The sequence below is a fragment of the Nonomuraea terrae genome (assembly GCF_044465245.1).
In the GTDB taxonomy this organism is placed as follows: domain Bacteria; phylum Actinomycetota; class Actinomycetes; order Streptosporangiales; family Streptosporangiaceae; genus Nonomuraea; species Nonomuraea terrae.
The window spans coordinates 184996-209785 of record NZ_JBITLL010000005.1; the positions used below are offsets into that span (position 1 = coordinate 184996).

General features: G+C 73.1%; 25 protein-coding genes. 8 read left to right on the forward strand and 17 right to left on the reverse strand.

The genetic code is table 11. From position 1 onward, the window contains the following. Positions 1 to 152: 152 nt before the first annotated feature. From ACIBP6_RS24600 to ACIBP6_RS24610, 3 genes are all read right to left on the reverse strand, one after another. A complete protein-coding gene (locus ACIBP6_RS24600) occupies positions 153 to 1178 on the reverse strand; it encodes a methyltransferase (RefSeq protein WP_397055680.1) in 1026 nt (341 codons plus the stop codon). Positions 1179 to 1230: 52 nt separating this feature from the next. After that, positions 1231 to 2061, reverse strand: a complete 831-nt coding sequence (locus tag ACIBP6_RS24605; protein WP_397055682.1) for a class I SAM-dependent methyltransferase — start codon at positions 2059 to 2061, stop codon at positions 1231 to 1233. A gap of 82 nt (positions 2062 to 2143) precedes the next feature. Beyond that, positions 2144 to 4237 carry an ATP-binding protein gene (locus tag ACIBP6_RS24610; RefSeq protein WP_397055684.1) on the reverse strand — a complete coding sequence of 698 codons (2094 nt, stop codon included), beginning with the start codon at positions 4235 to 4237 and terminating at the stop codon, positions 2144 to 2146. A 212-nt stretch (positions 4238 to 4449) separates the two neighbouring features. Here ACIBP6_RS24610 and ACIBP6_RS24615 point away from each other — a divergent pair, with 212 nt between their 5' ends. From ACIBP6_RS24615 to ACIBP6_RS24625, 3 genes are all read left to right on the forward strand, one after another. Next, positions 4450 to 4641, forward strand: a complete 192-nt coding sequence (locus ACIBP6_RS24615) for a hypothetical protein (protein ID WP_397055686.1) — start codon at positions 4450 to 4452, stop codon at positions 4639 to 4641. A 60-nt stretch (positions 4642 to 4701) separates the two neighbouring features. Continuing rightward, positions 4702 to 4857: a hypothetical protein gene (locus ACIBP6_RS24620; RefSeq protein WP_397055688.1), complete on the forward strand. Its 156-nt coding sequence runs from the start codon at positions 4702 to 4704 to the stop codon at positions 4855 to 4857. A 74-nt stretch (positions 4858 to 4931) separates the two neighbouring features. After that, entirely contained in the window at positions 4932 to 5489 is a 558-nt protein-coding gene (locus ACIBP6_RS24625; protein ID WP_397057073.1) for a TIGR00645 family protein, read from the forward strand. A 177-nt stretch (positions 5490 to 5666) separates the two neighbouring features. Here ACIBP6_RS24625 and ACIBP6_RS24630 read toward each other — a convergent pair whose 3' ends face one another. Then, positions 5667 to 6464, reverse strand: coding sequence for an HAD family hydrolase (locus ACIBP6_RS24630; RefSeq protein WP_397055690.1), 798 nt, complete (start codon positions 6462 to 6464; stop codon positions 5667 to 5669). Positions 6465 to 6538: 74 nt separating this feature from the next. Between ACIBP6_RS24630 and ACIBP6_RS24635 the strand changes: the two genes are divergently transcribed. Next, positions 6539 to 6898: a hypothetical protein gene (locus tag ACIBP6_RS24635; RefSeq protein ID WP_397055692.1), complete on the forward strand. Its 360-nt coding sequence runs from the start codon at positions 6539 to 6541 to the stop codon at positions 6896 to 6898. On the opposite strand, the gene ACIBP6_RS24640 is transcribed toward ACIBP6_RS24635, so the two are convergent. Next, positions 6895 to 7368, reverse strand: a complete 474-nt coding sequence (locus ACIBP6_RS24640) for a DUF2283 domain-containing protein (protein ID WP_132618107.1) — start codon at positions 7366 to 7368, stop codon at positions 6895 to 6897. The two genes, ACIBP6_RS24635 and ACIBP6_RS24640, sit on opposite strands and share 4 nt — an antisense overlap. Before the next feature lie 125 nt (positions 7369 to 7493). Between ACIBP6_RS24640 and pyrF the strand changes: the two genes are divergently transcribed. Continuing rightward, positions 7494 to 8312, forward strand: coding sequence for an orotidine-5'-phosphate decarboxylase (gene pyrF, locus ACIBP6_RS24645; RefSeq protein ID WP_397055694.1), 819 nt, complete (start codon positions 7494 to 7496; stop codon positions 8310 to 8312). Here the strand turns inward: pyrF and leuA are convergent, their stop codons facing one another. Beyond that, the gene (gene leuA, locus ACIBP6_RS24650) at positions 8313 to 10007 is read right to left on the reverse strand and encodes a 2-isopropylmalate synthase (RefSeq protein ID WP_397055696.1); all 1695 of its coding nucleotides are present in this window, start codon (positions 10005 to 10007) and stop codon (positions 8313 to 8315) included. A gap of 174 nt (positions 10008 to 10181) precedes the next feature. On the opposite strand from leuA, the gene ACIBP6_RS24655 reads away from it, so the two are divergent. Continuing rightward, positions 10182 to 10865 carry a FadR/GntR family transcriptional regulator gene (locus ACIBP6_RS24655; RefSeq protein ID WP_397055698.1) on the forward strand — a complete coding sequence of 228 codons (684 nt, stop codon included), beginning with the start codon at positions 10182 to 10184 and terminating at the stop codon, positions 10863 to 10865. A gap of 317 nt (positions 10866 to 11182) precedes the next feature. On the opposite strand, the gene ACIBP6_RS24660 is transcribed toward ACIBP6_RS24655, so the two are convergent. Continuing rightward, positions 11183 to 11398, reverse strand: a complete 216-nt coding sequence (locus tag ACIBP6_RS24660) for a hypothetical protein (protein WP_132618104.1) — start codon at positions 11396 to 11398, stop codon at positions 11183 to 11185. A 53-nt stretch (positions 11399 to 11451) separates the two neighbouring features. On the opposite strand from ACIBP6_RS24660, the gene ACIBP6_RS24665 reads away from it, so the two are divergent. Next, positions 11452 to 12591 (forward strand): dihydrofolate reductase family protein, encoded by a 1140-nt coding sequence (locus ACIBP6_RS24665; protein ID WP_397055700.1) that lies wholly within the window; start codon positions 11452 to 11454, stop codon positions 12589 to 12591. On the opposite strand, the gene rbsK is transcribed toward ACIBP6_RS24665, so the two are convergent. From rbsK to ACIBP6_RS24715, 10 genes are all read right to left on the reverse strand, one after another. Then, positions 12584 to 13468 carry a ribokinase gene (gene rbsK, locus ACIBP6_RS24670; protein ID WP_397055702.1) on the reverse strand — a complete coding sequence of 295 codons (885 nt, stop codon included), beginning with the start codon at positions 13466 to 13468 and terminating at the stop codon, positions 12584 to 12586. The genes ACIBP6_RS24665 and rbsK overlap by 8 nt on opposite strands. Then, positions 13465 to 14793, reverse strand: a complete 1329-nt coding sequence (locus ACIBP6_RS24675) for an ADP-ribosylglycohydrolase family protein (RefSeq protein ID WP_397055704.1) — start codon at positions 14791 to 14793, stop codon at positions 13465 to 13467. The genes rbsK and ACIBP6_RS24675 overlap by 4 nt, the downstream gene beginning before the upstream one ends. After that, positions 14790 to 15929 (reverse strand): ADP-ribosylglycohydrolase family protein, encoded by a 1140-nt coding sequence (locus tag ACIBP6_RS24680; RefSeq protein WP_397055706.1) that lies wholly within the window; start codon positions 15927 to 15929, stop codon positions 14790 to 14792. Before ACIBP6_RS24680 ends, ACIBP6_RS24675 begins: the two co-directional genes overlap by 4 nt. Then, entirely contained in the window at positions 15926 to 16945 is a 1020-nt protein-coding gene (locus ACIBP6_RS24685; protein ID WP_397055707.1) for an ADP-ribosylglycohydrolase family protein, read from the reverse strand. The genes ACIBP6_RS24680 and ACIBP6_RS24685 overlap by 4 nt, the downstream gene beginning before the upstream one ends. A gap of 5 nt (positions 16946 to 16950) precedes the next feature. Then, positions 16951 to 17934: an ADP-ribosylglycohydrolase family protein gene (locus tag ACIBP6_RS24690; RefSeq protein WP_397055709.1), complete on the reverse strand. Its 984-nt coding sequence runs from the start codon at positions 17932 to 17934 to the stop codon at positions 16951 to 16953. After that, positions 17931 to 19232, reverse strand: a complete 1302-nt coding sequence (locus ACIBP6_RS24695) for an ABC transporter substrate-binding protein (RefSeq protein ID WP_397055711.1) — start codon at positions 19230 to 19232, stop codon at positions 17931 to 17933. The genes ACIBP6_RS24690 and ACIBP6_RS24695 overlap by 4 nt, the downstream gene beginning before the upstream one ends. A 9-nt stretch (positions 19233 to 19241) precedes the next feature. Next, positions 19242 to 20060, reverse strand: a complete 819-nt coding sequence (locus ACIBP6_RS24700; protein ID WP_397055713.1) for a carbohydrate ABC transporter permease — start codon at positions 20058 to 20060, stop codon at positions 19242 to 19244. Continuing rightward, positions 20060 to 20974, reverse strand: a complete 915-nt coding sequence (locus ACIBP6_RS24705) for a carbohydrate ABC transporter permease (RefSeq protein ID WP_397055715.1) — start codon at positions 20972 to 20974, stop codon at positions 20060 to 20062. Before ACIBP6_RS24705 ends, ACIBP6_RS24700 begins: the two co-directional genes overlap by 1 nt. Next, the gene (locus tag ACIBP6_RS24710; RefSeq protein ID WP_397055717.1) at positions 20971 to 22023 is read right to left on the reverse strand and encodes a LacI family DNA-binding transcriptional regulator; all 1053 of its coding nucleotides are present in this window, start codon (positions 22021 to 22023) and stop codon (positions 20971 to 20973) included. Before ACIBP6_RS24710 ends, ACIBP6_RS24705 begins: the two co-directional genes overlap by 4 nt. Positions 22024 to 22235: 212 nt before the next feature. After that, the gene (locus ACIBP6_RS24715; RefSeq protein WP_397055719.1) at positions 22236 to 23465 is read right to left on the reverse strand and encodes an MFS transporter; all 1230 of its coding nucleotides are present in this window, start codon (positions 23463 to 23465) and stop codon (positions 22236 to 22238) included. Positions 23466 to 23488: 23 nt separating this feature from the next. On the opposite strand from ACIBP6_RS24715, the gene ACIBP6_RS24720 reads away from it, so the two are divergent. Then, positions 23489 to 24760: an ROK family protein gene (locus tag ACIBP6_RS24720; RefSeq protein ID WP_397055721.1), complete on the forward strand. Its 1272-nt coding sequence runs from the start codon at positions 23489 to 23491 to the stop codon at positions 24758 to 24760. Positions 24761 to 24790 lie beyond the last annotated feature (30 nt).

Here is a 24790-nt window from a genome sequence, read left to right on the forward strand (position 1 = left end):
CGGATGCCGCCGTTGCGTCAATAGTGCTGGTTTTCGCGGACGATGTGCCACGGTCCGCAGCGGATCGCACCTTTGCCGAGAAACGGCTATGGGATTCGCCGGCCGGTCCCGAGTCGGCCCGGCCGGTGCGGCGGCCGGGCCGAGCCGCGTCGTCAGAGGGCCACGGCCTCCATCACCACCATGTTCCCCGCCTCGGCCACCCGGATCCGGCGCAGCCCCGCCCGGGCGAAGAGCGCGTCGTACTCCGCGAGGTCGCGTTCGCGCCCGCCGGTCATCACCAGCATGTTGGCGTCCATCACCGGCGCGAGGCCGGGGGTGCCGATCGGGCCGACCAGGAGCTCCACGACGGCGAGCCGGCCGCCGTCGTTGAGGGATCGCCGGCAGTTCGTCAGGATGCGGACGGCCTGCTCGTCGTTCCAGTCGTGGACGATGTACCGCAGCAGGTAGAGGTCGGCGGCGGGCACCTCCCGGAAGAAGTCACCGCCGACGGCCTCGAACCGGTCGGCGAGGCCGTCCGCCTTGGCCGCCGCCAGCGCGTCCGGGACGACGTCCGGGCGGTCGAGCACCACGCCGCGCAGGTGGGGGTGGTCGCGCATGAGCTCGCGGAGCAGGGAGCCGTCCGCGCCGCCCACGTCCACGGCCAGGCCTTCCCCGCGCACGCCGATCCGGCGGGCCACCTCGGCGTTGGTCATCGCCGTGATGTTCGCCAGCGAGCGGGTGAAGTAGCCGGCTTCTTCCGGGTTCTTCGCCAGGTAGTCCCACACCTCGCCTCCGTACGCGGCGGGGCCCTGCGTCGCTCCGCTGCGGACGGCGTCGGGGAACCGGCCCCAGGGCAGCCAGTGACCGGGGGCAGCCTGGGACAAGGCGAGGTGGTGCAGGGAGTGCGGGGTGTCCGGGTGGAGGGTGTCGAGCAGGCTCGTGCTCGCGAAATGCACTCCGTCCGCGGAGGTGAGCAGGCCCAGTGACGCCACGGTGCGCAGCAGGCGCCGGACGGCGTCGCGATCGGCGGACTCCGCACCGGCGATCTCCTCGGCGGTCGTCCGGCCCGCTGCCAGGTGTTCGGCGATGTTGAACACCGCCGCGGCGCGGACCGCCTGACTCACCCAGAAGCCGGTGATCATGGTCATCATCCGTTCGAAGTCCGCCAACACGGGGGCGGGGTGGGCGTCTGCGGTCATCGCAGTCTTCTCCTTGTCGAGTTTCTGGTGTGAAAAATCGCGAAAAGCGCCGTCAGGCATCGGCTCCGCCGGGAAGTTGGGCCCAGGCGCCGACGAAGTGGGGAAGGACGACGGTGGCGCTCGCCGCCGCCACCTCGGCGCGCAGGCGCTCGTCCAGCGTGTCGAGGTCCACCTCCGACGCCGTGGCGACGCCGGTCTGCTCCATGGGCGCGAGCAACGTGCGCGTGACACCGACGATCTGGTCGTACATGGGGCTGTCGGGTCCCGACTCGACGCGAGCGCCCATGATCATGCGAGGCCGGGGCAGACCGGCCGCCGTGAAGAGCCGCGGCAGCCGCAGCCCGGTGCGCACGTCACCGCCGACACGGCGCAGGGTCTCGGCCACCCGCGCCACCGTGGCCTCCAGAAGCGGGCACGGCGGTTCGGACGTCGCGCCGATCAGGTCGACCTCCTGGAAGACCATCAGGCCGCCGGGCGCCAGCAGCGTGCGCAGGTGGGCCAGGGCCGCGACGGCGTCGGGCAGGTACATCAGCACCAGGCGGCCGATCACCGCGTCCACCCGCAGGTCGAGGCGGTGCTCCGCGAGGTCGCCGAGGACGAAGTGCACGTTGTCCAGCCGGGCGGCGGCGGCGCGGGCGCGTGCGGTGCCGACGGCCGCTTCCGCGTTGTCCAGGCCGATGACGGATCCCTCGCCGCCGACCAGGCGCGCGGCCAGGAACGAGACGTCGCCGGAGCCGCAGCCGACGTCGAGCACCCGCATGCCGGGCTGCAGACCGGCACGGACGAGGACGTGTTCGGTCAGGTCGCCGAAGAAGCTCGCCTGTTGGATGAGCCGGTCGAGCTCCTGCTCAGAGTGCCCGGGACCGTACGTGGCCGTTGACACCGCACCTCCTGAGGTCGTGAGGCGATCGTTGACGGCGACGACGGTACGAGCGTCCGCTGCTCGGTTCCCAGGTGGAAAACTGCTAGGTTTGCACCGGCTCGGGCCCGGACAGCTCACGCAGCCACAACCAGGCGCCGATCCGGTCGATCCCGGCGCCCAGGTGGGCGCGGTAGGTGCTGAACGGCAGACCGAGCACCTCAGCCGCCTGCTCCTGTGTCGGGGCCGGCTTCAGGTACGTACGGTGGACCGCTCGGTAGAGCTTCTCGTCACGGGGATTGCCGCGCAGCGTCTCGGCGGCCTCGGCGATGACCCGCTGCAGGTCCTCAGGGCGCGGGCGGGCGCCTGCGGCCCGGTCCACGGTCACCCGCGAGCGCAGCAGGGGGCTGGCGGCCAGCACGTCGAGGCGGGTGTAGTTCCGCAGCGCGTGACGCACCGCCGTCCGGAACTCCGGCTCCGACAGCACGACGAGCGCGGGCGGCGCGGCCGCGGCGGGCGGGCGGGCCGCGCTCGTCGCGCCGTCGGCCCGCACGTCTTCGAGCTCGCGCTCCTCCATCAGGTCGAACCAGGCCGCCGGCGGCTCCACCCGCCAGTCGTGGCTGAAGACGCCGTAGCGCCGGCCGACCTCGAAGTCGGCCTCGGGGACGCGCGGCATGTTGAGGTAGTCGAACATCGGCTGCCAGAAGTCCGGATCGGACAGCGCGACGAAGGTCCAGGCCAGCTGCGGGGTGACGAGCCAGCGCCGGAACGCCGCGACCGCGAACATGTTGGAGCTGGGCGAGACCCCCTGGTAGGCGTCGCGGCTGATGGCGAACCGGTGGTAGAGGACCTGGTCGCCCGGGCGCAGCGGCCCGTGCCGGCGGGCGAAGGCCATGGCCGCCCTGGTCGCCGGGTCGGCGTCGATGTCCTCGGGAGACGCCTCGTGCAGCGACAAAGTGCCTTCGAAACCGACGATCTCGCCGTCCGCGTCGTGGAAGGCGGTGAACGCCCACGGCTGGCGCCGGTACCACTGTCCGGCCAGCGCCGCCGACCGCGCGCCCTCGTACCGCTCGATCATGGACAGCAGCTCGGGCAGGACCTGTGGGGACGCCGGGGCGGTGTGGACGACGCCGAAGGACTCCCAGTCCTGGTAGTTCCGCATGACGGGGCTGTTGCGGTGCATGAACAGGAAGTCCAGCAGCGCCCGGTGCTGCCGGGGGCCGTCGGTGGCCTGCACCCGGCGCAACGCCGCGGCGCGGGCGGCGGCGTGCAGGCGCCGGTACTCGTGGGGGTTGCGCCAGCGCAGGTCGGCGTCCAGCACGTCACGCGCCAGGTCGTGGAGATACGCCCCGTGCGGGCCGTGCTCGACGAACGACAGGTCGCGCAACCAGGCGAACAGCTCCGCCGCGTCCTCGCCGCCGAGCACCTCGGCCAGCGTCTCCTCGGTCGTGACCCGCACATGGGCGCAGACCTCCAGGGCCGAGCGGTGCCGTGCGCCCGGCACGTGCTCGACCAGGCGTTCCAGCAGGATCCGCACCAGCTCGGGCTCCTGCTCCGGGCATACGGGCGGCAGCGGACGGCCCTGCGCCAGCATCTCCGCCACCAGGGACAGCGCCAGCGGATGGCCATGGGTGAACTCGATGACCTGCTCCTGCCGCACGCCCACGACGCCCCTGGCGCGCAGGTAGTCGCGGCTCTCGTCGGGGCGGAGGTTGCGCAGCGGCAGCGTGCGCAGCAGCGGCTGCCAGCCCACGTCGCCGAGCCAGCGTTCGTCCGGGCGGCGACGGCCGCTGACGACGAGCAGGCCGTCGGCAGGCCAGTCGGGCAGCACGGAGTCACGCAGCCATGTCTCCAGCGGCGCGCACCGCTCGAAGGTGTCGACGATCGTGACCTGACCGGGCACCGGCTCGCCCAGCGCGGCCCGCAGCCCCTCGCGCGTCACGTCGGCGTCCCGCGCATCGCACACGTGCACCGGCCGGCCCGCCGCGCGGGCCCGTTCGGCGAACATGCCGCACAGGGCGGTCTTGCCCACCCCGCCCGGCCCGTGCACCCACAGCAGGCCGAAGGCCGGACGATCGGCGGCGAGCATGGCGTCGAACACGGCCAGCTCGGCGGACCGGCCGACGAAACTCGCCCGCCGTGAGCTCCGCAGCCGTTCCCCCAGGCTGACGTCGCTCCCATGGTCATATTCCGCCGCCATCACTCCCCCAGCCGCGCCGGATCTCCGAACCCCGCCGCACATCATGGCAACAGCCGCGTGTACCCGCCAATCGCGCCCTCCCGCCGGAGAACCGGAACCCCTGGAGAGAGGTTCGGCGCTCGCCGGATGGCGATGCTTTTACTCAGTGTTGCTTTAGCACTACGCTGGGTAACACCGTCGAGGGTTCCTCGTTACCGTCCCCAGGAGGTTCCATGCGTTCCACCCCCCGCCTGCTCGCGGCCGCGGTCGCCGTCGGAGCCGTGGCCCTGCTCGCCGCGCCGGCGCACGCGGCCATCGATCCCGCCACGCTGGGCACCTGCGTGTCCGAGTCGGTGAGCGACTTCACCGCCCACCCCGACCTCTTCACCGCGAAGACCCCGGTCGTCGACTGCTTCCACGCCTGACCCACATCCCCTCAGACAGCGCGATCAGCGTCTAGAAGAATGCAGCAGCAAGGAGTTCCGTTGAAGGTCCGCTTCCTGACCGTCGTCGTCACCGCCTTGGCGGTGGCGGCCGTCGCACCACCCAGCATCAAGGAAACCCTCGAAACACTCGGCGGCGGCACACCCCTCGTCACCGTGGAGACCTGGGTCCACCACGTCAATCTCCTGACCTCCTAGTGCGTCCGGCGCAACTGTCCGTGGCCCAGACGCCGACGGGGCCACGGACTCCTCTGGGACACGTCGGCTATGTGATGTTCCTCAGCCGGTGGATCCAGGTGCCGCTCTACCTGGGGCTCATCGTCGCCCAGGTCGTCTACGTGTGGCGGTTCCTGGCCGAGCTGGTGCATCTCGTCCACCTGGGATTCGGAGGCCACCCTCCGGAGACCACGGTCATGCTGATCGTCCTCGGCCTCGTCGACGTCGTGATGATCTCCAACCTGCTCATCATGGTGATCATCGGCGGTTACGAGACGTTCGTCTCCCGGCTGCGCATCGAGGGCCACCCCGACCAGCCGCAGTGGCTTTCGCACGTCAACGCCAACGTGCTGAAGGTCAAGCTGGCCATGGCGATCATCGGCATCTCGTCCATCCACCTCCTGCAGATCTTCATCAACGCGGCCAGGCCGTCCATCACCGACAGGGAGCTCATTTGGAAGACCTTGATCCATCTGACCTTCGTCGTCTCCGCGCTGGCGCTCGCCCTGATCGACCGGATCATGGCGGGTGGCCACCCCAACGAGGGGGCGGCCAACGGAGAGCGGCCGGTGGACCGGCAGCCGGAGCGGCAGCCGGAGCGGGTGGTCGCCTAGGCCGCCGCACCACGTCGCCGTGCCGCGCGGGACATCCCTGATGACTCTGACCGCGGAGCCCCCCGGGCGCCTGCGGTGGCTCCGTCCTCGGCGGGCGCCCCGCGGCGCCCGGGGGCGACCCGCGGCGCCGGGGCATTCACCCGTGCCCGCCCGTGAGCAGGGCGGGCACGGGTTCCGTCATGCGAAGAGCCGCTCCAGCACCTCGGCCACGCCGTCCTCGTCGTTCGACAGCGTCCGGTGCTCCGCCGCCGCCAGCACCATCGGGTGGGCGTTGGCCATCGCGTAGCCCGCGCCCGCGTAGAGCAGCACGGACAGGTCGTTCGGCATGTCGCCGAAGGCCACCACGTCGCCGGCCTCGACGCCCCTGTCCTGGCAGAGCCGTTCCAGCGTGCCGGCCTTGGTCACGCCCGCGGCGCTGATCTCGAGCACCCCGTCCACGCCCGAGTGCGTGACCTCAGCCAGGTCGCCGACGGCGGGCGACACCGCCGCGTACATCTCGTCCGCCGTGTGGGCGACCGACAGGGCGAGCAGCTTGACGATCGGCTGGTCGTGGTCGAAGACGGACTCGACCTCCCGGTAGAACGCGAGGTCGCTCTCGACGCGCCGGGTGTAGGCCGACTCGGCCAGCACGCCCCTGCCGGTCTCGACGGCCAGGCCGACGCCGGGCAGCGACTGGGCGAGGGCCTCGGCGACCTTGCGCGCCGCCACGGGGTCGAGCGGGCTGCGGGCGGTGATCTCGTCGGTCTCCACGTCGTACACGACCGCGCCGTTGCTGCAGATGGCGGTGCCGGTGACGCCGGCCCGGGCGGCGATCTCCCTGGCGCCGCGCGGTGCCCTCGCGGTGACGAAGACGATCTCGGCGCCCGCCGCGCGGGCCGCCCGCAGGGCCTGCCGGGTACGGGCGGTGACGGTGCCCTCGGAGGTGAGGAGGGTGCCATCGAGGTCGGTGGCCACGATGCGTGGAGGTGTATTCACAGATCGATTATCCCGACCCGAGGGGAAAGATCCACGTCTAGGCTCGCTGGTCCGCTTCTGTGTAGAGTGCGCGGGTGCTCACCACCCCCCGCCCCGACGACCGCGTCGCGTCCGCGTTCCGCTTCGCCACCGAGCTGGTGGCCTGGGTGGCGACGCCCTGGGCGCTGGCGGCGACGTCGGTTCCGCTGGCGGTGCTGTCGGTGGCGGTGCTGATCGGCCTGCCGACGGTGTTCTCCACACCGGGCGACAAGCGCAGTGTGATCGTCGCCGTGCCAGGCCTGGTGACGATCGCCCTGGTCGTCCTGCACGTGCTCGCCGCGGTGGCGGCGGCCTGGGCGGCCTGGCACGCGATCGCCGCCGCGCTGGTCACCGTGCTGGCGGTGGTGACGGTGGTGCTGGAGCTGCCGCGCTGGCGGTGGCTGCTCGGGCGCTAGAGACGCATCTCCGACGGCAGCAGCGTCGCCGCGTCCGTCAGCTCCACGCCCAGGAGTTCCCCTGAGCCGGCATAGTCGAGCACGACGTCCTCCGCGACGACCTGGCGCACGGCCTCGCCGGGCCCGACCTCGTGCTTCATCGCGATGTAGGCGACGTTGCTCTCCTGGTGCCAGGTGACGTACACGGTCCTGGCGCGGGACTGCGGCAGGTCGTCGGCGGCGAGCAGCCCCTCACCGGCCTCGTGCGACCCGGCGAGCGCCGCCCGCACCGTGCTCATCGCCAGTTCGACGGCCTCCATCGCGTCGAACCCGGTGACCTTCCGCTCGTGCTCCCACCCTTCCAGCCCGTCGATCCGGTACGGGCACGACCAGTCGCCCGTCGGCTCCTCGTAGGGCAGGCCGATCGTGACCACGACGTCACGTGGCGGATCGGTGCGCAGCGCCAGCACCCGTTGGGCGATCTCGTACATGTCAGCTGATCTACCCCCGAGGCCATTCATGGAAGACTCGCTTCAGCGGAAGGGGCTTCGTGGCCTATTGTCGCCCGAGTAGACGATTCGAGCCGCCGCGCCCGCGGTGGCGGGGGAGCGGTGAGATGGACGATTCGTTCGGGGCGCGACTGCGGGCCAGGATGGACGAGCGGGGGCCGCTGTGCGTCGGCATCGATCCGAGCCCCGCCCTGCTGCAGTCCTGGGAGCTCGACGACTCCCCCGCCGGCCTGGAGCGCTTCAGCCGCTCGGTGGTCGACGCCGTGGCCGACGTGGCCGCCGCGGTCAAGCCGCAGTCGGCCTTCTTCGAGCGCTGGGGCAGCCGCGGCATTGCCGTGCTCGAACGCACCATCGCCGACCTGCGTGACGCCGGCGCGCTGGTGATCCTCGACGTCAAGCGGGGCGACATCGACAGCACGATGGCCGCCTACGCCGAGGCCTACCTCGACCGGGGCAGCCCTCTCGCCGCCGACGCCGTGACGCTGAGCCCATACCTCGGGTTCGGGTCGCTGGAGGGGGCGATCGCCTCGGCGGTGGCCAACGACGCGGGCGTGTTCGTGCTGGCCCGCACGTCGAACCCGGAGGCGGCCCCGCTGCAGCGGCCCGTGGCAGGGCAGGTGCTGGCCGGGGCCGCCGCGGCGAACGCGGGCCACTCGCCGTTCGGGCCGGTCGGGGTCGTGATGGGCGCCACGCTGCCCGTGCTGGAGGAGTCGCTGGACGACCTCAACGGGCCCGTCCTGGCTCCGGGGCTGGGCGTGCAGGGCGCGTCGCCCGCCGACGTGGCGCGGGTGTTCGCGTCCGTACGGCATGCCCTGCTGCCGTCGGTCTCCCGCGCCGTGCTGGCCGACCCCGGGCGGCTGCGGGAGCGTACCCTCGCCTACCGGGAGGAGTGCGTCGCGCACCTCACCGCCGCCCCGGTGGTGTGATCAGGCAGCGCGGTTGACGGCGGCCAGCACCGCGTGCACCGAGGCCGTGAGCGCTGACGTGTCCACGGCCGCGCCCCAGTACGTCGCGCCGCCGACGCGCGCCTCCACGTAGGCGATCGCCCGGCCGTCCTGGCCGGGGTCGAGGGCGTGCTCGGCGTAGTGCAGGATGTCGACGTCTACGCCGCCGGCGGCGAACGCCCCGGCCAGCGCCGACAGCGGGCCGTTGCCGGTGCCGCGTAGCAGGCGGCCGTCACGCAGCGTGCCGGTGAACTCGTGGACGCCCGGCCCGGTCTGCGCCGTGTTCCACTCCGTCAGCGGGCTCGGCTCCCCCGGCGCCAGGTAGGTGGCGCGGAACAGCTCCCACAGCTGCCCGGCGGTGACCTCCTCGCCGCTGCCGTCGGTGGCCCGCTGCACGACCTGCGAGAAGTCGATCTGCAGCCGCCGGGGCAGCTCCAGTCCGTGACGGGTGCGCAGCAGGTACGCGATGCCGCCCTTGCCCGACTGGCTGTTGACCCGGATCACCGCCTGGTAGTCGCGGCCCACGTCGGCCGGGTCGATCGGCAGGTACGGCACGTCCCACGGCGCGAGCTGCGGCGGCACGCCCAGCTCGGCGGCCCGCTTGGCGTGGTGGGCCAGGCCCTTGCCGATGGCGTCCTGATGGGTGCCGGAGAAGGCGGTGTACACCAGGTCGCCGGCGTACGGGTGGCGCTCGGGCACGGGCAGGCGGTTGCAGCGTTCGACCACGCGCCGGACCTCGTCGATGTCGGACAGGTCGATCATCGGGTCGACCCCCTGGACGTGCAGGTTGAGCGCGAGGGTCACCAGGTCGACGTTGCCGGTGCGCTCGCCGTTGCCGAGCAGGCAGCCCTCCACCCGCTGCGCGCCCGCCAGCAGGGCCAGCTCGGCGCAGGCCACGCCGGTGCCGCGGTCGTTGTGCGGGTGGACGGAGAGGATCACCGCGTCCCTGCGGTCGAGGTGGCGGTGCATGTACTCGATCTGGTCGGCGTACACGTTGGGGGTGGCGACCTCGACCGTGGCGGGCAGGTTGTGGATCACGGGGCGGTCCGGCGAGGCGTCCCACAGGGCGGTCAGGTCGTTGCAGACCTCCAGCGCGTAGTCGGGCTCGGTGAGGTTGAACACCTCAGGGGAGAACTGGAAGCGGATGTCGCGGTCGCCGGCCAGGCGGGCGACGTGAGCGGCGGCGTCCATGACGAGGTCGCGCAGCTCGCGGCGGTCGTGGCCGAGCACCACGTCGCGCCAGGTGGGGGCGGTGGCGGTGTACAGGTGCACGACCACCCGGGACATCCCCTCGATCGAGGCGAACGTACGCTCGATCAGGTCGCGGCGGGCGGCCGTGAAGACCACCACGCTCACGTCGTCCGGCACGGCGCCGGAGGTGGCCAGGTGGCGGACGAAATCGAAGTCCGGCCGGCTGGACGACGGGTAGCCGACCTCGATCTCCTTGAAGCCCATGGTCGTGAGCAGGTCGAACATGAGGCGCTTGCGTTCCGGGTCCATCGGCTCGACCAGGGCCTGGTTGCCGTCGCGCAGGTCGACCGGCACCCACAGGGGCGCCTGGGTGAGGCGCCGCGCGGGCCAGGCGCGCTCGGTCAGCGGCACCTCGACGCGCTCGTGGGCGGGGCGGTAGCGGTGGGAGGGCATGGTGCTCGGACGTTGCCGGTTCCAGACGTACATTGCTTCCTTGCTGTCTCGCTTGGCGGGGAGGACCGGCGGACACCCTGGACACCGCGGCGGGGTGCCGGTCGCGGTCAGGCCCCGCCGCGGCGGCCGAGAAGCAGCAGACCGTACGACGTCATGGCGGTACACTAACCACACCACAGGTCCTCAGACAAGCTGACAGGTTCGCTGATGCCTCTCGCCTCCCTCCGTCCGAGCCCGCTCGTCGAGCAGGCCACCAGCCACCTGCGCGAGCAGATCGCCAGCGGCGAGTGGCCGGTCGGCACCCGGCTCCCCGGCGAGAACGCGCTGGCCAAGACGCTCGGCGTGGGCCGTTCCACGGTGCGCGAGGCCCTGCGGGCGCTCGCCGGTGCGGGTCTGGTGCGGGCCCGTCAGGGGTCGGGGGTGTTCGTGATCGCCGCCGAGCCGGCCGAGGACTGGCCGGTCCGGCTGCGCCGCGCCGCCATCGCCGACGTGTACGAGGTCCGCATGATGGTCGAGACGCAGGCCGCCCGGCTGGCGGCGCGGCGGCGTACGGACGAGGACGTGGCGGCGATCGAGGCGGCGCTGGAGGCGCGCGCCCGTGCGGCGGCGGGCGACGACGCCGCCTTCGTGGACGCCGACATCGCCCTGCACGCGGCGGTCGTGGCGGCGGCGGGCAATCCGGTGCTGACGGACCTGTTCGCGGAGTTCGCGCCCGCGCTGCGGGAGCGGCTGGTCGACCTGGTGGAGCTGCTGCGGCTGCGCGACCACGACCGCGAGCCGGGGCACGAGTCGCACGCGGCGCTGGTGAGGGCCGTCCGCGACGGCGACGGCGACACGGCCGCCTCCGTCCTGGAGGCCGAGCTCCGGCAGACGCTCGCCCACCTGCGGTAAAAGCCTGGGGCGGCCGGCGGGATCCACTCCGCGGAACGTCACCGGCTGATGCTCTCAAGGGCGGCTCGGGCACGGCTCGGGTACGGCTCGGGTACGGCTCGGGCACGGCTCGGGCACGGCTCGGGCACGACTCGGGCGTGGCGAGATCCGGGCGTGGCGGGCCACCGTAGCCGGTCGGGCGGCGGCGTCCGGCCGGCCCTTGGGTCAGGGCGGCGGCGTCCGGCCGGCCCTTGGGTCAGGGCGGCGGCGTCCGGCCGGCCTTGGGGCACGAGCGGTGGACTGCGGCAGGCTCGTGGGTCCGGAGCGGGTGGGTGCGGTCAGCCGGTGGGGCCGGCGTCGGGGCGGGTGACGTCCTCGTCCTCGTCCTCTTCCGGCCCCTCCGAATGCCACGGCTCTTCCTCGTCATCGGGAAGGTCCGCGAGGAGGGGCCGGCGGCTTTTGGGCGTGTCCGACCCCGACCGCTCGGCGACCACGTCGCTCTCCCCCTCGATCCCGTCGATCGTCTCGGGCAGCTCATCGGGTGTTTCGGTCATAGCCCTCACCTGCCCTGCCGATACCCCCCAAACCGGCCTGTTAGGGTCCAAAAGTGATCATCGCTGACCGTCCTACTGCCCGCCTCATCCTGGCCGACCCCCGGGACCGGGTGCTGCTGTTCCGGTTCGTCCCGCCGGCCCCGTGGCCGAAGGAGCCCTCCTGGCACCTGCCCGGCGGCGGGATCGAGCCCGGCGAGACCCCGGCGCAGGCGGCGGCCCGCGAGGCGCTGGAGGAGACCGGCCACGTGCTCGACCCGGCCGCCCTGGGCGAGCCGGTGGCGGTGAACGAGGGCACGTGGTCGAACGAGGGCCGCCACTTCCACACGGTGAGCTCGTACTTCTTCGCCCGGGTCGCGGCTGCGACCGTGGCGCCCACCGTGCGGGAGGACCACGTCAGCGAGCAGTGGCTGAACGGCAACCGCTGGTGGAGCGCCGGGGAACTGGCGGCCACGCGGGAGCGCGTGTTCCCGCCCGGCCTGGCCGCGCTCCTGCCCGGCCTGCTGACGGGGACGCGGCCCGTGGCCGCCGTACGGCTCCCCTGGACCACGACTGAGAATTTTCTTTCTCCCGCGATGTCGAGAAGACGTGCGCCGCTCCGACCCCCTGCCGGACAACGGAGAAGGAGCACATACATGAGCAAGCTCATCTACTGGGTGCACACCTCGCTCGACGGCCACATTCACGGCCCGAACGGCGAGTTCGACTGGGCGCGGATGGGGCCGGAGCTGTCGGCGTACGGGGACGAGGTGCAGGCCCGGGTCGGCACCTTCCTGTACGGGCGCGTCGTGTGGGAGATGATGTCCGGCTACTGGCCGCACGCCGAGTCGATGTCCGACGACCCGCACGACCTCAAGTTCGCGCCGATCTGGCGGAGCACGCCGAAGGTCGTGTTCTCCACGACGCTGCGGGAGGCCGGCTGGAACACCCGGATCGTCTCCGGCGACCTTGGCAAGGAGGTCGCGGAGCTGAAGCGGCAGGCGGGCGACGACCTGCTGCTCAACGGCGGGTCGCGGCTGGCGTCCGCGCTCACCGCGCTCGGCCTGATCGACGAGTACCACGTCATGGTCCACCCGGTGGTGCTCGGCGGCGGCCTGCCGTTGTTCCCGCCGCAGGAGCGGATGGACCTGCGGCTCGCGGACTCGCGGGTGTGCGACGGGCGGACGGCGGTGCTGCGCTACGACCGGGTCAGGTGAGGGCGTTCTCGATCTCGTGGCGGGTGGGCATCGAGGTGCTCGCGCCCTCCCGCTGCACCGACAGCGCCGCCGCCGTGGACGCGAACCGCAGCGCCTCCGCCATGCCGCGCCCCTCGGCGCGGGCCACGGCAAGCGCCCCGACGAACGTGTCGCCGGCCGCCGTCGTGTCCACGGCCTTGACCGCGGCGGCGGGCACCTGCAGCCGCTCCCCGGTGCGCGCCCCGTACAGCGCGCCGTCGGAGCCGAGCGTGATGACGGCCTCCTGGACCTGCTCCAGCAGCGCGTCGAGGGCGGCCTCCGGCCCGGAGACGCCCGTGATGGCGGCGGCCTCGTGCTCGTTCGGGACGATCGTCGTGACGGCGCCGAGCAGCTCGTGCGGCAGCGGCCGGGCGGGCGCCGGCGTGAGGTAGACCGGCACCCGGGACACCTGGGCGGCCTGCGCCGCCGCCACGACACCCTCCATGGGCAGCTCCAGCTGGAGCAGCAGCGCGTCGGAGCGGGCGATCGCCGCCATGTCCTCGCCCGATGGCCCGGTGACGGTGCCGTTCGCGCCGGGGACGACGATGATCGAGTTGCCGCCGTCGTCGTCGACCACGATGTGCGCGATGCCGCTGGACCCGGGCACCTGGCGCAGGCCGCGCACGTCGACGCCGGCCTCCGTGAGCGCGGCGCGCAGCTCCGCCCCGAAGCCGTCGTCGCCCACCGCGCCCAGGAACGCCACCGGGGCCCCGGCGCGGGCGGCGGCGATCGCCTGGTTGGCGCCCTTGCCGCCGGGGATCGTGCGGAATCGGTGACCTGTGACCGTCTCTCCCCGTTCGGGGGCCTGGGCGACGTACGCGACGAGGTCCATGTTGGCGCTGCCGAATACCGAGATCATGAGGCCATCATCTCCTGAGTACGGGCGGCGAGCTCGCCCAGCCCCACGCCGTCGAACCCGGTCAGGCTGCTGGCCAGGGCGTCGCGCAGCCGCCACCGCTCCGGCACGCCACCGTTCAGCGCGCCCGCGAGGGACCCGGCGGTGGCGCCGGCGGAGTCGGTGTCCCAGCCGCCGGCGACCGCGCCGGCGATCGTCGCGGTGAAGTCGCCGCGGCCGTGGATCAGCGTGGCCGCGATCAGGGCGGCGTTGTGGATGGTGTGCACCCAGTGCACGGCGCCGTGCCGCTCGTGCAGGAGGTCGACGACGCGTTCGAAGTCGTCCTCGCGGGCGGCGTCGGCGGCGGCCAGGCGTACCGCCTCGTGCAGGCGCGAGCCGCGCGGCACCACGGACAGGCCGGCGTCCACGACCTCCGCCGCCGACGTGGCGACCAGCGCGGCGGCGCACATCGCCGCCGTGAACATCGCCCCGTAGATCCCGTTGGCGGTGTGCGTCAGGCGGGCGTCTCGCCAGGCGTACTCGGCCGCCGTGGCCGGGTCGCCCGGGTTGACCCAGCCGTACACGTCGGCCCTGATCAGCGCGCCGATCCACTCGCGGAACGGGTTGCGGTACGTGGCCGTCGCCGGCGGCTCGACACCGTCGAGCAGGTTGCGGTACGCGACCCGCTCGGCGGTGAACGTCCGGCCGGCGGGCAGCTCGTCCAGCCAGAGCTTGGCCACGTCGTCGGTGGTGAAGCCGCGGCCGTGCCGCTCCAGCACCGACAGTGCCAGCAGCGGATAGTTGAGGTCGTCGTCCTCGGGGATGCCGTCGATGTTCTCGGCGAGGGAGTTGACGGCGCTGCGCCGGTTCCACGGCCAGCGGCGGGCGACGTCGTCCGGCAGGCCCTTGGCGGTGAACCAGCCGCGGATCGGCCAGTTGCCGGTGGCCTCGGCGATCTCCCTGATGCCTGCACGCGGGATCTTCTCGACGGGCTTGCCGAGCACGCACCCGGCCGCCCGCCCCTGCCAGGCGCCCAGCACCCGGGCGGGGTCCACGTCGCGCCGGCCGGCGGCTGAGGGCCAGTCCGGGCAGGCGGCGACGATGGCGTCCAGGTCGGACGGCTCGTCCAGCGGCGACGGGATCGCCGCCAGCTCGTCCAGCAGCAGCTCGGCGAGCCGGCGCAGCCGCGCGGCACCCGGCTCGGAGGCGCCGGCCCTCGGCGGGGCGTCGTGCCCGCCGGCCGCGTGCCAGCGCTCGGCGATCTCGCGCACGTCGCGGCCGTCCTCCGCGGCCTGGCGCAGCTCGTGCCCGACGAGGTCCTCGGGCTGGACCCAGGTCAGCCGGATCATCGGCCGTCGAGCTCCGCGAAGGCCGCCTCGTGGCGGCGACGGCGGGCCACGTCGTCGGCGTGCACCCGGCGGGCCACCTCCGCGATCGCCAGCCCGGGAGCCACCAGGTCGGTACGGCTGGCCGCCCCCACCTGCTCCACCCACGCGGACGGCACGGCGGACAGCCCGCCGAGCGCGCCCGCGATGGCGCCGCCCATGGAGGCGATCGAGTCGGCGTCGCGCCCGTAGTTGACCCCGCCGAGCACCGTGTCGCGGTAGCCGCCCTTGGCGATCACCAGGAACCCGAGCGCCAGCGGCAGCTCCTCGATGCTGTGCACCCGGCTCGGCCGCCGCGCGCCCAGCCCCTGGTCGCGGTAGGTGTCGGCGACCGTGTCGAAGGGGCGCATGGCGGCGCGCAGCGTCTCGAACGAGCCCTCCCAGTGCGTCAGGCCGGAGGCGGCCTCGCAGACGGCCTCGATGGCGGCCCGCGTGCCGTCCTTGGCCAGGCGCAGGCAGGCCGCGACCACGGAGTCGGCGCTCGCGCCGGGGCGCATGGCCTCGGCGACGGCGGCGGCCATGACGCCGGCGGCCTCGCGGCCGTAGCTGGACTGGTGGGCCCCGGTCAGGTCGATGGCCTCGGCGTAGGCGGCGTCGGGGTCTGCGGCGTTGACGATGCCGACCGGGGCGACGTACATGGCGGCGCCGCAGTTGACGATGTTGCCGACGCCGGCCTCACGCGGGTCGACGTGCCCGTAGTGCAGGCGGGCGACGATCCACTTCTCGGCCAGGAAGATCCGCTGCAGCGGCAGCGCCTCGGTCTCCAGCTCGGGGATCCAGCGCCGCTCGCCCATCAGCTCGGGCACCAGGTACTCGGCCATCGCGTACGCGTCGAGGTGCCCGCCGGCCTTGTCGTACACGCGGATCAGGGCGTGCGTCATGAGGGTGTCGTCGGTGATGTGGCCGTCGCCCTTGTGGTACGGCGCGATGGGGCGGGCGTTGCGCCAGTCCTCGTTGAACGGCGGCACGATGCCCTCGACGCGGCCGCCGTGACGTTCCACGATCTGTTCGGGGGTCCAGCCTTCGGTTGCGCCGCCCAGCGCGTCACCGACCGCTGCCCCCGCCACGCAGCCAGTGGCCCTGTCCTCAAGCGGCGTCATGCGATTCCCTCCGTGTGATGACTCGTGTGATGAGTCGTGAGTCGACTCGTGAGATTGTCCGCTACTTCGATGAGATCCCGCCCGGCGAGATCGGGCAGGCAGCAGCCGGCCAGCGTACGGACCGACGCGATCCACCCCTCCGGGATCGCGTCGAACCCGCCGCAGGCCCCCGCCAGCGCCCCGGTCAGCGCCGGCGCCGAGTCGGCCACCGGCGCCAGGCACGCCGCCGCGGGCACGGCCCGGCCCAGCTCGCCGCCGGCCGCCTCGGCCAGCGCCAGCGCCACGGGCACCGTCTGCGCGGCGCCCACGGCGTAGCTGTAGACGTGGTCGAGCAGCACCGCGTCCAGCGCCGGCACCGCGGCGAACGGGTCTCCCGCCGCGCGGGCGGCGTCCAGCGCGGCGCGCGCGTTGTGCCCGATGGCGGTGTCGGGCGGCAGGACGGCGAGCGCCGCCTCGACCGCCCGGCCGACCTGCCCGGACGCGACGGCCTCGGCCACCGCGGCGGCCATGGCCCGCGCACCGAGCACGCCGTCGAGGGCGTTGGTGACCTGGGCGTCCTCGGTCGGATCGCGCCCGATGGCGCCGTACGCGACCGCCCGGATGGCGGCGGCGTCGTCGAAGTGGTGCGGATTGTCGTGCCCGGACGCGGGCGGCTCGACGCCCTTGGCGAGGTTGTCCAGCGCGGTCGCCACGGAGATGCGCGCCCTGACGTCCGTCAGCTCCCTGAACGCCTCGGCGCGCGGCCGGCCGCCACGGAGATCGATGGTCAGCGCCGTCCAGGCGAGCCACTCGGCGTCGTCGGACGGCCCGATCCGCAGTGGCGCGACCGGCTGGTTGAGCGCGAACGGCACCGGCAGCGTGGTGACGCGGTGCTCCTCGGCGAATGCGTCGAGCTCGCGGTACAGGCGGCGGCTCCACGGCGCGTGCAGCGCCGAGCGGTGGCGGCCGGCGGGCCAGCCGGCGGCGTCGCCGACGGCGAGCCCGGCGAAGGCCCCCCTGATTCTGTCCCCCGACATGTGATCTACAGTCCTTCCACCAGCTCGTCGGCTGTGTCCAGCACGTGTCTCCCGGCGACGACGGGCAGGCATTTGCCCGTCACGGGCCCGATCCTGGCGGCCCAGCGGGCGGGGACGCCCGCTTCGCCCTGCGAGGCGCCCGCCACGGCGCCGGCGATGGCGCCGATCGTGTCGGCGTCGCGGCCCAGGCTCACCCCGAACGTCACGGACTCCTCGACGTCGCCGTCACCGGCCAGGAACGCGGCCAGGGCCAGCGCGACGGCCTCGGGCGCGATGTCGGTCCAGGGGTAGTGGCGGACGACCACGGCCTCGTGCAGCGCCTCGACGGCTTCCTCGCCGCGTCCGCGCGGCCCGCCGGCGGCGAGCACCTCGCAGACCCGCACCACGTTCCTGGCCGTCCAGGAGTCGGCCGGGATCACCGACAGCGCGGCCTGCAGCACGTCGCGGGGCTCGGCCCCGGCCATCGCCGCGGCCACCGCGCCGGCGACCGCCCGGCCGCCCGCGATGCCCTCGCCGGACCCGCTGACCAGCCCGTCCTGCTGCACCAGCCGCGCCGCCTCCGCCGGGTCGCCGGGGCAGAAGATCCCGTACGGCGCCGCCCGCATGGCGAGCCCGTCGGACCAGCCGTGCTGGTGCACGAGCCCGGTCAGCGGCGGTTCGAGGCCGCGGCGCAGCGCCTCGACGGTGCCGAGCTCGGAGAAGCCGGCCCCGCGCATCGGCCCGGTCGCCCGCGGGATGATCTCCGTGCGGTACGCCTGCTCCACGTCGTGGGAGGTCAGCCCGTGCCCGCGCCGCACCAGCATCGACGCGGCGAAGATGGCGTACTCGGTGTCGTCGGTGCCGCCGCCCTCGATCTCGGTGAGCCGCCCCCACCGCCGGCGGATCTCCACGGGGGTGAGGTTCTCGGCGGGCGCCCCGAGGGCGTCGCCGGCCGCCAGGCCGAGCAGACACCCCCGGGCTCTGTCCCTTACTTGGCTGCGATCCGTCACCGGTGGTAGCGCTCCAGCACCTGGTTGCCCTCCTCGACCAGCCGCTTGGCCACCTCGTCGAGGCTGATCTTGTTGGCGAAGTACTCCTGGAGGACCGGCGTGGCGACCTTGCTGCGCCACTCGTCGTAGCCGTTCACCTTGAGGAACGGGGCCACGACGAGGTTCTGCGCCGAGGCGGTGGCGACGTCCCAGCCGTTCTCCTCCGTGGTCATCGCCGGGTCGGCGGCGGCCTTCTGGGAGGTGGGCAGGAGCCAGTCACCCTTGGCGAGCTTGGCCTGGTTGGCGGCGTTCAGGAAGAACGAGATGAACTGCAGGGCCTCGTCCGGATGCTCGCTCTCCTGCGCGATCGACAGCGTCTGGGAGACCGCGCCCTGCTGCGCCGAGGTGCCCTTGGGCGCGGGCAGCGTGACCCACTCGAACCCGTCGGGCGCCTGCTCGACCACCTGCTGGCGCAGGTAGACGCCGGTCGGCAGCATCGCGAACTTGCCCTGGAAGAACGCGGGCAGCGGGTCGGCGGTGCCCTGGCCGAGCGCGGCCGGGTCGGCGGACTTGTCCTTGTAGAGCTGGTCGTGGATGCGCTGCAGCACCTCGCGCTCCTCGGGGCCGACCTTGACGGTGGTGTTGCCGTCGGTGGTCTGGAAGAACGTGCCGCCGAAGTTGAGCGCCAGGTTGAGGGTCTTGTTGACCGGCGACTTCATCGCCCAGGCCACGCCGTACTGGCCGTCCTTGGTCATCTTCTTGGCGGCCTCGGAGAACTCGTCCCAGGTCCACGGCTCCTCGGGGGTCGGGACGCGCACGCCCGACTCGTCGAGCAGCTTCTTGTTGGCGATGATGACCTGCGACTCCTGCAGGAACGGCACGCCGTAGACGCCCTGCTCGCCCTCGCCGCCGGCGAAGGTGACGGTGTCCCAGGCGTGCTGCGGGATGTCGCTCTTCAGCTCGGCCGGCAGCTTGCCGGACAGGTCGAGCAGGTAGCCGTCGGAGGCGAACCCGGCCAGGGCGGGCGAGTCGTTGTGGATGACGTCCGGCGCCGTGCCGCCCGCGAACTGGGTGACGAGCTGGTCGTTGACGTTGTCCCAGCTGCCCTGGACGTAGGTGACCTGGATGTTCGGGTGGGCCTTGTTCCACTCGTTCACGAGCTCTTTGTTCGCGGCGACCGATTCCTTCTGCCACGCCAGGCTGAGGAAATCGAGCTTCACCGGCTCGCCGGGGGCGGCCGGCTCGCCGCCGCCTCCCCCGCCGCACGCGGCGGCGAGCGTGACGATCGCCGCGGCCGCCAGAGCGGACTTGATACGCATAGGTGCCTCCTAGCCCTTGACGGCGCCGGCCATCAGGCCGGACTTCAGACGCCGCTGGATGATTGCGAAGAAGATCAGGCTCGGGATCGTCGCCATGAGCGACGCCGCGGCCAGCGGTCCGAGCCGGGCCACCCCCTCGGGGCCGGTGAACCTCACCAGCGTCAGCGGGAGTGTCATGACGTCGGGGTCCTGGAGGAACACGAGCGCGAACATGAACTCGTTCCAGGACGAGATGAACGCGAACAGCAGCGTCGCGACCACGCCCGGGGCCAGCAGCGGGGCGACCACGCTGGCGATCGCGCGCAGCCGGCTCGCGCCGTCCACCGAGGCGGCCTCCTCCAGTTCGCGCGGCACCGCGCGGACGTAGCCCTGCAGCATCCACAGCGCGAACGGCAGGGTGAACGTCACGTGCACGGCCACCAGGCCCGGCAGGGTGTTGACCAGCTCCAGGTCCCGCATGATCAGGAAGAGCGGGATGATGATCAGGATGAACGGGAACACCTGGCTGACCAGCACCCACCCGATCGCGATCCGGCTGACCAGGCTGCGGTAACGGGCCATCGAGTACGCCGCGGGCAACGAGATCAGCACCGTCAGCAGGCTGCTGGCCAGCGCCACGACCAGACTGCGCAGCGCCGCGCCGACGAGGTCCTGCTCACCGAACGCGTCGGTGAAGTTGGCCAGCGTCGGCTCGGCCGGGATCCACGTCGGGCTGGTCAGCGCCATCTCCTGCGGCGTCTTCAGCGCCGTGGACAGCAGCCAGAGCAGCGGGAACGCCAGGAAGACGACGTACGCGAGCAGCGCGGCGTACAGCGGGACGCGCCTCATCACTTGGCCTCCCTCATCTGGCGCCACAGGTAGAGCCCGAGCACCGCGAGCACGACGATCGCCATGGCCAGGCCGAGCATCGAGGCGTAGCCGGCGGCCCGGTAGCGGAACGCCTCCTCGTAGGCGAACAGCATCGGCAGCCGCGTCCGGCCGCCCGGGCCGCCCTGCGTGAGCACGTAGACCAGGCCGAACTGGTTGAAGTTCCACACGAAGTCGAGCGAGGTGATCGCCACGATCACCGGGCGGAGCTGCGGCAGCGTGATGTTCCAGAACCGCCGCCAGCGGCCGGCGCCGTCGACCTCGCCGGCCTCGTACAGCTCCTTGGGGACGTTCTGCAGGCCGGCGAGCAGCACGACCGTGGTCTGCGGCATGCCCGTCCAGACGCCCACGACGATGATGGCGGGCAGCGCGAGCGAGAAGTCGGCCAGCCAGTTGATGTCGGTGCCGAGCAGGTCATTCAGTATGCCGGCGTCGGGGTGGTAGACGAGCTTCCACATCAGGCCGATGACCACCGGCGGCATCGCCCACGGCACCACCGCCAGCACCCGCGCCACGCTCCTGAACCGCAGGTTCATGTTGAGCAGCAGCGCGAGGCCGAGCGCGGCCAGGAACTGCAGCACGGTCACCGAGATCGACCAGATCGCGCCGATCTGGAACGACGCCCAGAACTGCTCGTCGGAGAGCATCCGGGTGAAGTTCTCCAGGCCGACGAAGCTCGTCTCGTGGACGCGGGTGTTGCGGGCGTCGGTGAACGCCAGGCCGATGCCGTACAGCAGCGGGCCCACGCTGAACAGCAGCACCGGCACCATGGCCGGCAGCATCAGCAGCCACATCTCCCGCGTCTGGCGCGACGCCCCGCGCCGCTTCGCGCGCGGCGCCCGGGGCGGCGCCGGTCTCGTCGCGGTCGCCGTCACGCGCCGCCCTCCTTCCTGTCGGAACCGTCCGAGGCGCCCTCGTACGCGGGACCGGCCGTAGAGGCGCGTACGGCGAGCCGGGGCGCCACGGTGACCACCCGGGGCTCGCGGTCGCCGCCCCGCAGCCGTTCGAGCAGCAGCTCGGCGGCGACCTTGCCGCGCTCGGCCGAGCCGAGCGAGACGCTGGTCAGGGACGGCCAGGAGGCCGCGGCCAGGTCGGTGTCGTCCATGCCGACCACCGCGACGTCGTCCGGCACCCGCCGGCCGGCCGCGCGCAGCACGTCGAGCGCGCCGAGGGCGATCAGGTCGTTGGCGCACATGAGCGCGTCCACGTCGGGCACCCGGGCGAGCAGCTCCGCCACCGCGCGGGCGCCCTGGGCGCGGTAGAAGTCGCCGATCTGCACGAGGTCGTCGTCGTAGGGCAGCCCCAGGTCCTCCAGCGCCTCCCGGTAGGCCGCCCCGCGGGCCGCGCCGGGCACGGTGTCGATCGGGCCGTTGACCATGGCGATGCGTCGACGGCCCAGCGCGTGGAGGTGGTCGACCGCGAGCCGGACGCCGGTGCGGGAGTCGGCGCGGACGTTGTCCACCGGGGTGCCCTCGGGGACGGAGCCGATGATCACGACGGGGGCGCGGGCCGCGGCCAGCATCTCCAGGTGGGCGTCGGTGACCCGCAGCGGGCTCATGATCAGCCCGTCGACGTAGCGCTCGCCGAGGCTGTGCAGCACGTCGATCTCGTCGGCGGCGACGGCGTCGGTGGAGTGCAGCACGAGCCGGTATCCGGCGGCCTTCAGCACCGGCTGGATCTGGCGGAGCATGGCGAGGTAGGCGGGGTTGCCCACGTCCGCCATGGCGAAGGCGACCTGGTTGGTGCGGCGCGACTTGAGCGACCTGGCCACGGCGTTGCGCACGTAGCCGAGTTCCTCGGCCGCCTTCAGCACCTTGCGCTCGGTCTCCTGCCGGGTCGGCAGGCCGTTCAGCACCCGCGAGACGGAGGCGATCGAGACACCGGCGCGCTCGGCGATCGTGTTGATCGTGGGTCCGTCGGCCAAGGCTGTCCTTCCATCCTGGCGTAAACGTTTACCAACATCTGTAAACGTTTACGGTGTGGTGGACATGAAACCTGCGCGTAACGTCCGGGTCAAGTCACGATCCCATAACACCAAGCTCGGCCTCGATGCGGCAATAGGCCGGCCCCCTGTCCTGCGAACCACGGCGGACAGGCCCGGAGGCCGGGGCGGGGATCGCACCGGCCTCCGGCGCCTCAGTCGCGGGCGGGCTCGGGCTCCGGGACCGGGGTGGCGGGGGCCGAGTGACGGAGGAGGGAGCGGATGGCCGGGACGCCGGTGAGCGCCACCACGGCGGCCAGCACGGCCGGGATCACGAGCGCGACGGGCAGGGACGACGCCTCGGCCACGTAGCCGAGCACGGCCGGCCCGAGCAGCAGGCCGCTGTAGCCGAAGGCGGTCACCATGGCCAGGGCCCGCCCGACCGGGCCGCCCGCCGCGCCGACCGCGCTGAACAGCACCGGCACCACCGTGGCCAGCCCCACCCCGGCCAGCGCCCACCCGGTCCACGCGCACGCCACCCGCAGCGGCTCTCCGGCCAGCGGCGACACCAGCACCAGGACGTACCCGGCGGTGGCGAGCGTCCCCGCCAGGCCGATCGTGCGCACGGAGCCGAGCCGCGCCCGGATCGGGTCGCCCAGCAGCCGCACGGTCGTCATGGCCACCGAGAAGATCGTGTACGCCAGCGGCGCGACGGCCGGGTCGGTGGCCAGCACCCACTGGGCGTGCAGCGCGGCCCAGTCGATGGCCGCGCCCTCGCTCAGGTGGCCGGCGAACGCCGCCAGCCCGAGCAGCGCGATGAGCCCCCAGTGCAGCGAGCCCCCGGACGCGCTCCCGGCCTCGCCGGAGGCGTGCCGCGGCGGGTCGGGCAGCAGCAGCCGGGCCGCCGGCAGGTACAGGAACGGCACCACGACCGCCGCCGCGATCAGCAGCCATTGCGCGTCCAGCTCGGCGTGCAGCACGAGCGAGGTGAGCGCACCGCCGGCCGCCCCGCCGAGACTCCACGTGCCGTGGAAGGCGGAGATGATCGGCCTTCCGTAACGGCGCTCGACCTCGACGGAGTGCGCGTTCATGGCGACCTCGGTGACGCCGAGCCCCATCCCGAACACCACCGCGAGAACCAGGAGAGCGCCGTACGAGGGCGCGAGCGCCGGGCCGAGCAGCACCACGGCCGACACCGGCCCTCCGATCCAGCAGACCCGGCGGCTCGACCAGCGGTCGACCATCGGGCCCGCCACCAGCATCGACACCAGCGCGCCGCCGGAGATCAGCAGCAGGACGCTGCCGACGCGGGCGGGGCCGAGGTCGAGCCGCTCGTTCAGCGAGGGCAGCCCGGCCGCCCACAGGCCCATGACAAATCCAGCAAGAACGAAATATCCGAAGACTCCGGCACGAGCGCGTCTGGCATCGATGAGGGTTTTGTTCACGGCTAGAGCATAAACTGTCCTACGTGAAGATAGCCACCACGAGCGGCGAGCTCCGGGCGCACAACCGCGTCCGGCTGCTGCGCGCCGTCCACGACTGCGGGGCAGCCCGCACCAGGTCCCAGCTCACCCGCGACCTCGGCCTGGCCAGGGGCACCGCCTCGGTGCTGGTCGCCGGGCTGGCCGAGGACGAGCTCCTGCACGAGGAGCCGGCCTCCGAGCACGCCCGCGGACGTCCGACGCTCGTGCCGGGGCCGCATCCGCGCGGCCCGCTGGCGCTGGCCGCGGACGTCCGGGAGGACGCCTGGGAGCTGGCCGCGTGCGAGCTGGGCGGGCGCGTCACGGTGCTGGAGGTGCGCCCGCACGACGGGACGCCCGAGGGCGCGCTCGCACCCCTGGGCGAGGCGGTCGCGGCACACCGGCGCCGGCTCGGCCACCGGGTCGTGGGGGTGGGGATGGCGCTGCCGGGTCCCGTGCGGCACGGCGGCGTGGTGGCCATCACGCACCTGGGCTGGCGCTCGGTGAACGTCCCCGCCCTCCTCGGCCTCCACCCCCACGCCCGCGGCACCGCGCCGCAAGGCGGCTCGAAGCCGCCGGGCCTGCCGATCGTGGGGAACGACACCGCGTTCGCCGCGCTGGCCGAGGCGCGGCGGGGCCGGCTGCGCGGCATACGGGTGGGCCTGCACCTGCACGTGGACTTCGACCTGGGCGGCGTGCTGGTCGTGGACGGCCACCCCCTCGGCGGAGCCGGTGAGACCGGCGCCGAGTTCGGCCACATGCCGCTCGGCGGCGGCGATCGCCCCTGCGACTGCGGCGCGATCGGCTGCTGGGGCATGAACGTCGGCGCGAACGCCCTGCTGCGCCACGTCGGCCTGGCCTACGGCGGCGGCCGGGGTCGCGAGCAGGCCGAACACGTGCTGGCCACGAACGAGGAGGCGGTGGCCGCCGCCGCCGGCGCACTGGGGCGCGGCATCGCGGCGCTGGTGAACGCCCACGACCCCGAGGTGGTGACCCTGTCGGGACTCGGCGCGGAGCTGTGGGAGCGGGCCGGGCAGGCCCTCCTCGCGGCCGGCGAGCCGTACCTGATGGCGATCCGCCGGGACCGGCCGCCCCGGGTCGAGGCCTCGGCGCTGGGCTGGCGCGGCGCGCTCCTCGGCGCGATGGAGTCGGTCTTCGACGCGTTCCTGACGACCGAGGGGCTTGAACTCTGGCGCAAAAACCACCCTGACCAGGCCCGCGACACGCCCGACCAGCAAAATGTGATGCATTCCACCTTCGAGGGCGAAAACCCGATATAACGCATCTGCCGGGACGGCCGGCTCGGTGAT

What these genes read in the sequence shown, in the direction of transcription:
- ACIBP6_RS24600 (WP_397055680.1), bottom strand. Translation starts at nt 1,178, where the DNA reads ATGACCGCAGACGCCCACCCCGCCCCCGTGTTGGCGGACTTCGAACGG.
- ACIBP6_RS24610 (WP_397055684.1), bottom strand. Translation starts at nt 4,237, where the DNA reads ATGGCGGCGGAATATGACCATGGGAGCGACGTCAGCCTGGGGGAACGG.
- ACIBP6_RS24615 (WP_397055686.1), top strand. Translation starts at nt 4,450, where the DNA reads ATGCGTTCCACCCCCCGCCTGCTCGCGGCCGCGGTCGCCGTCGGAGCC.
- ACIBP6_RS24625 (WP_397057073.1), top strand. Translation starts at nt 4,932, where the DNA reads ATGTTCCTCAGCCGGTGGATCCAGGTGCCGCTCTACCTGGGGCTCATC.
- ACIBP6_RS24640 (WP_132618107.1), bottom strand. Translation starts at nt 7,368, where the DNA reads ATGTACGAGATCGCCCAACGGGTGCTGGCGCTGCGCACCGATCCGCCA.
- pyrF (WP_397055694.1), top strand. Translation starts at nt 7,494, where the DNA reads ATGGACGATTCGTTCGGGGCGCGACTGCGGGCCAGGATGGACGAGCGG.
- leuA (WP_397055696.1), bottom strand. Translation starts at nt 10,007, where the DNA reads ATGTACGTCTGGAACCGGCAACGTCCGAGCACCATGCCCTCCCACCGC.
- ACIBP6_RS24655 (WP_397055698.1), top strand. Translation starts at nt 10,182, where the DNA reads ATGCCTCTCGCCTCCCTCCGTCCGAGCCCGCTCGTCGAGCAGGCCACC.
- ACIBP6_RS24660 (WP_132618104.1), bottom strand. Translation starts at nt 11,398, where the DNA reads ATGACCGAAACACCCGATGAGCTGCCCGAGACGATCGACGGGATCGAG.
- rbsK (WP_397055702.1), bottom strand. Translation starts at nt 13,468, where the DNA reads ATGATCTCGGTATTCGGCAGCGCCAACATGGACCTCGTCGCGTACGTC.
- ACIBP6_RS24675 (WP_397055704.1), bottom strand. Translation starts at nt 14,793, where the DNA reads ATGATCCGGCTGACCTGGGTCCAGCCCGAGGACCTCGTCGGGCACGAG.
- ACIBP6_RS24680 (WP_397055706.1), bottom strand. Translation starts at nt 15,929, where the DNA reads ATGACGCCGCTTGAGGACAGGGCCACTGGCTGCGTGGCGGGGGCAGCG.
- ACIBP6_RS24685 (WP_397055707.1), bottom strand. Translation starts at nt 16,945, where the DNA reads ATGTCGGGGGACAGAATCAGGGGGGCCTTCGCCGGGCTCGCCGTCGGC.
- ACIBP6_RS24695 (WP_397055711.1), bottom strand. Translation starts at nt 19,232, where the DNA reads ATGCGTATCAAGTCCGCTCTGGCGGCCGCGGCGATCGTCACGCTCGCC.
- ACIBP6_RS24700 (WP_397055713.1), bottom strand. Translation starts at nt 20,060, where the DNA reads ATGAGGCGCGTCCCGCTGTACGCCGCGCTGCTCGCGTACGTCGTCTTC.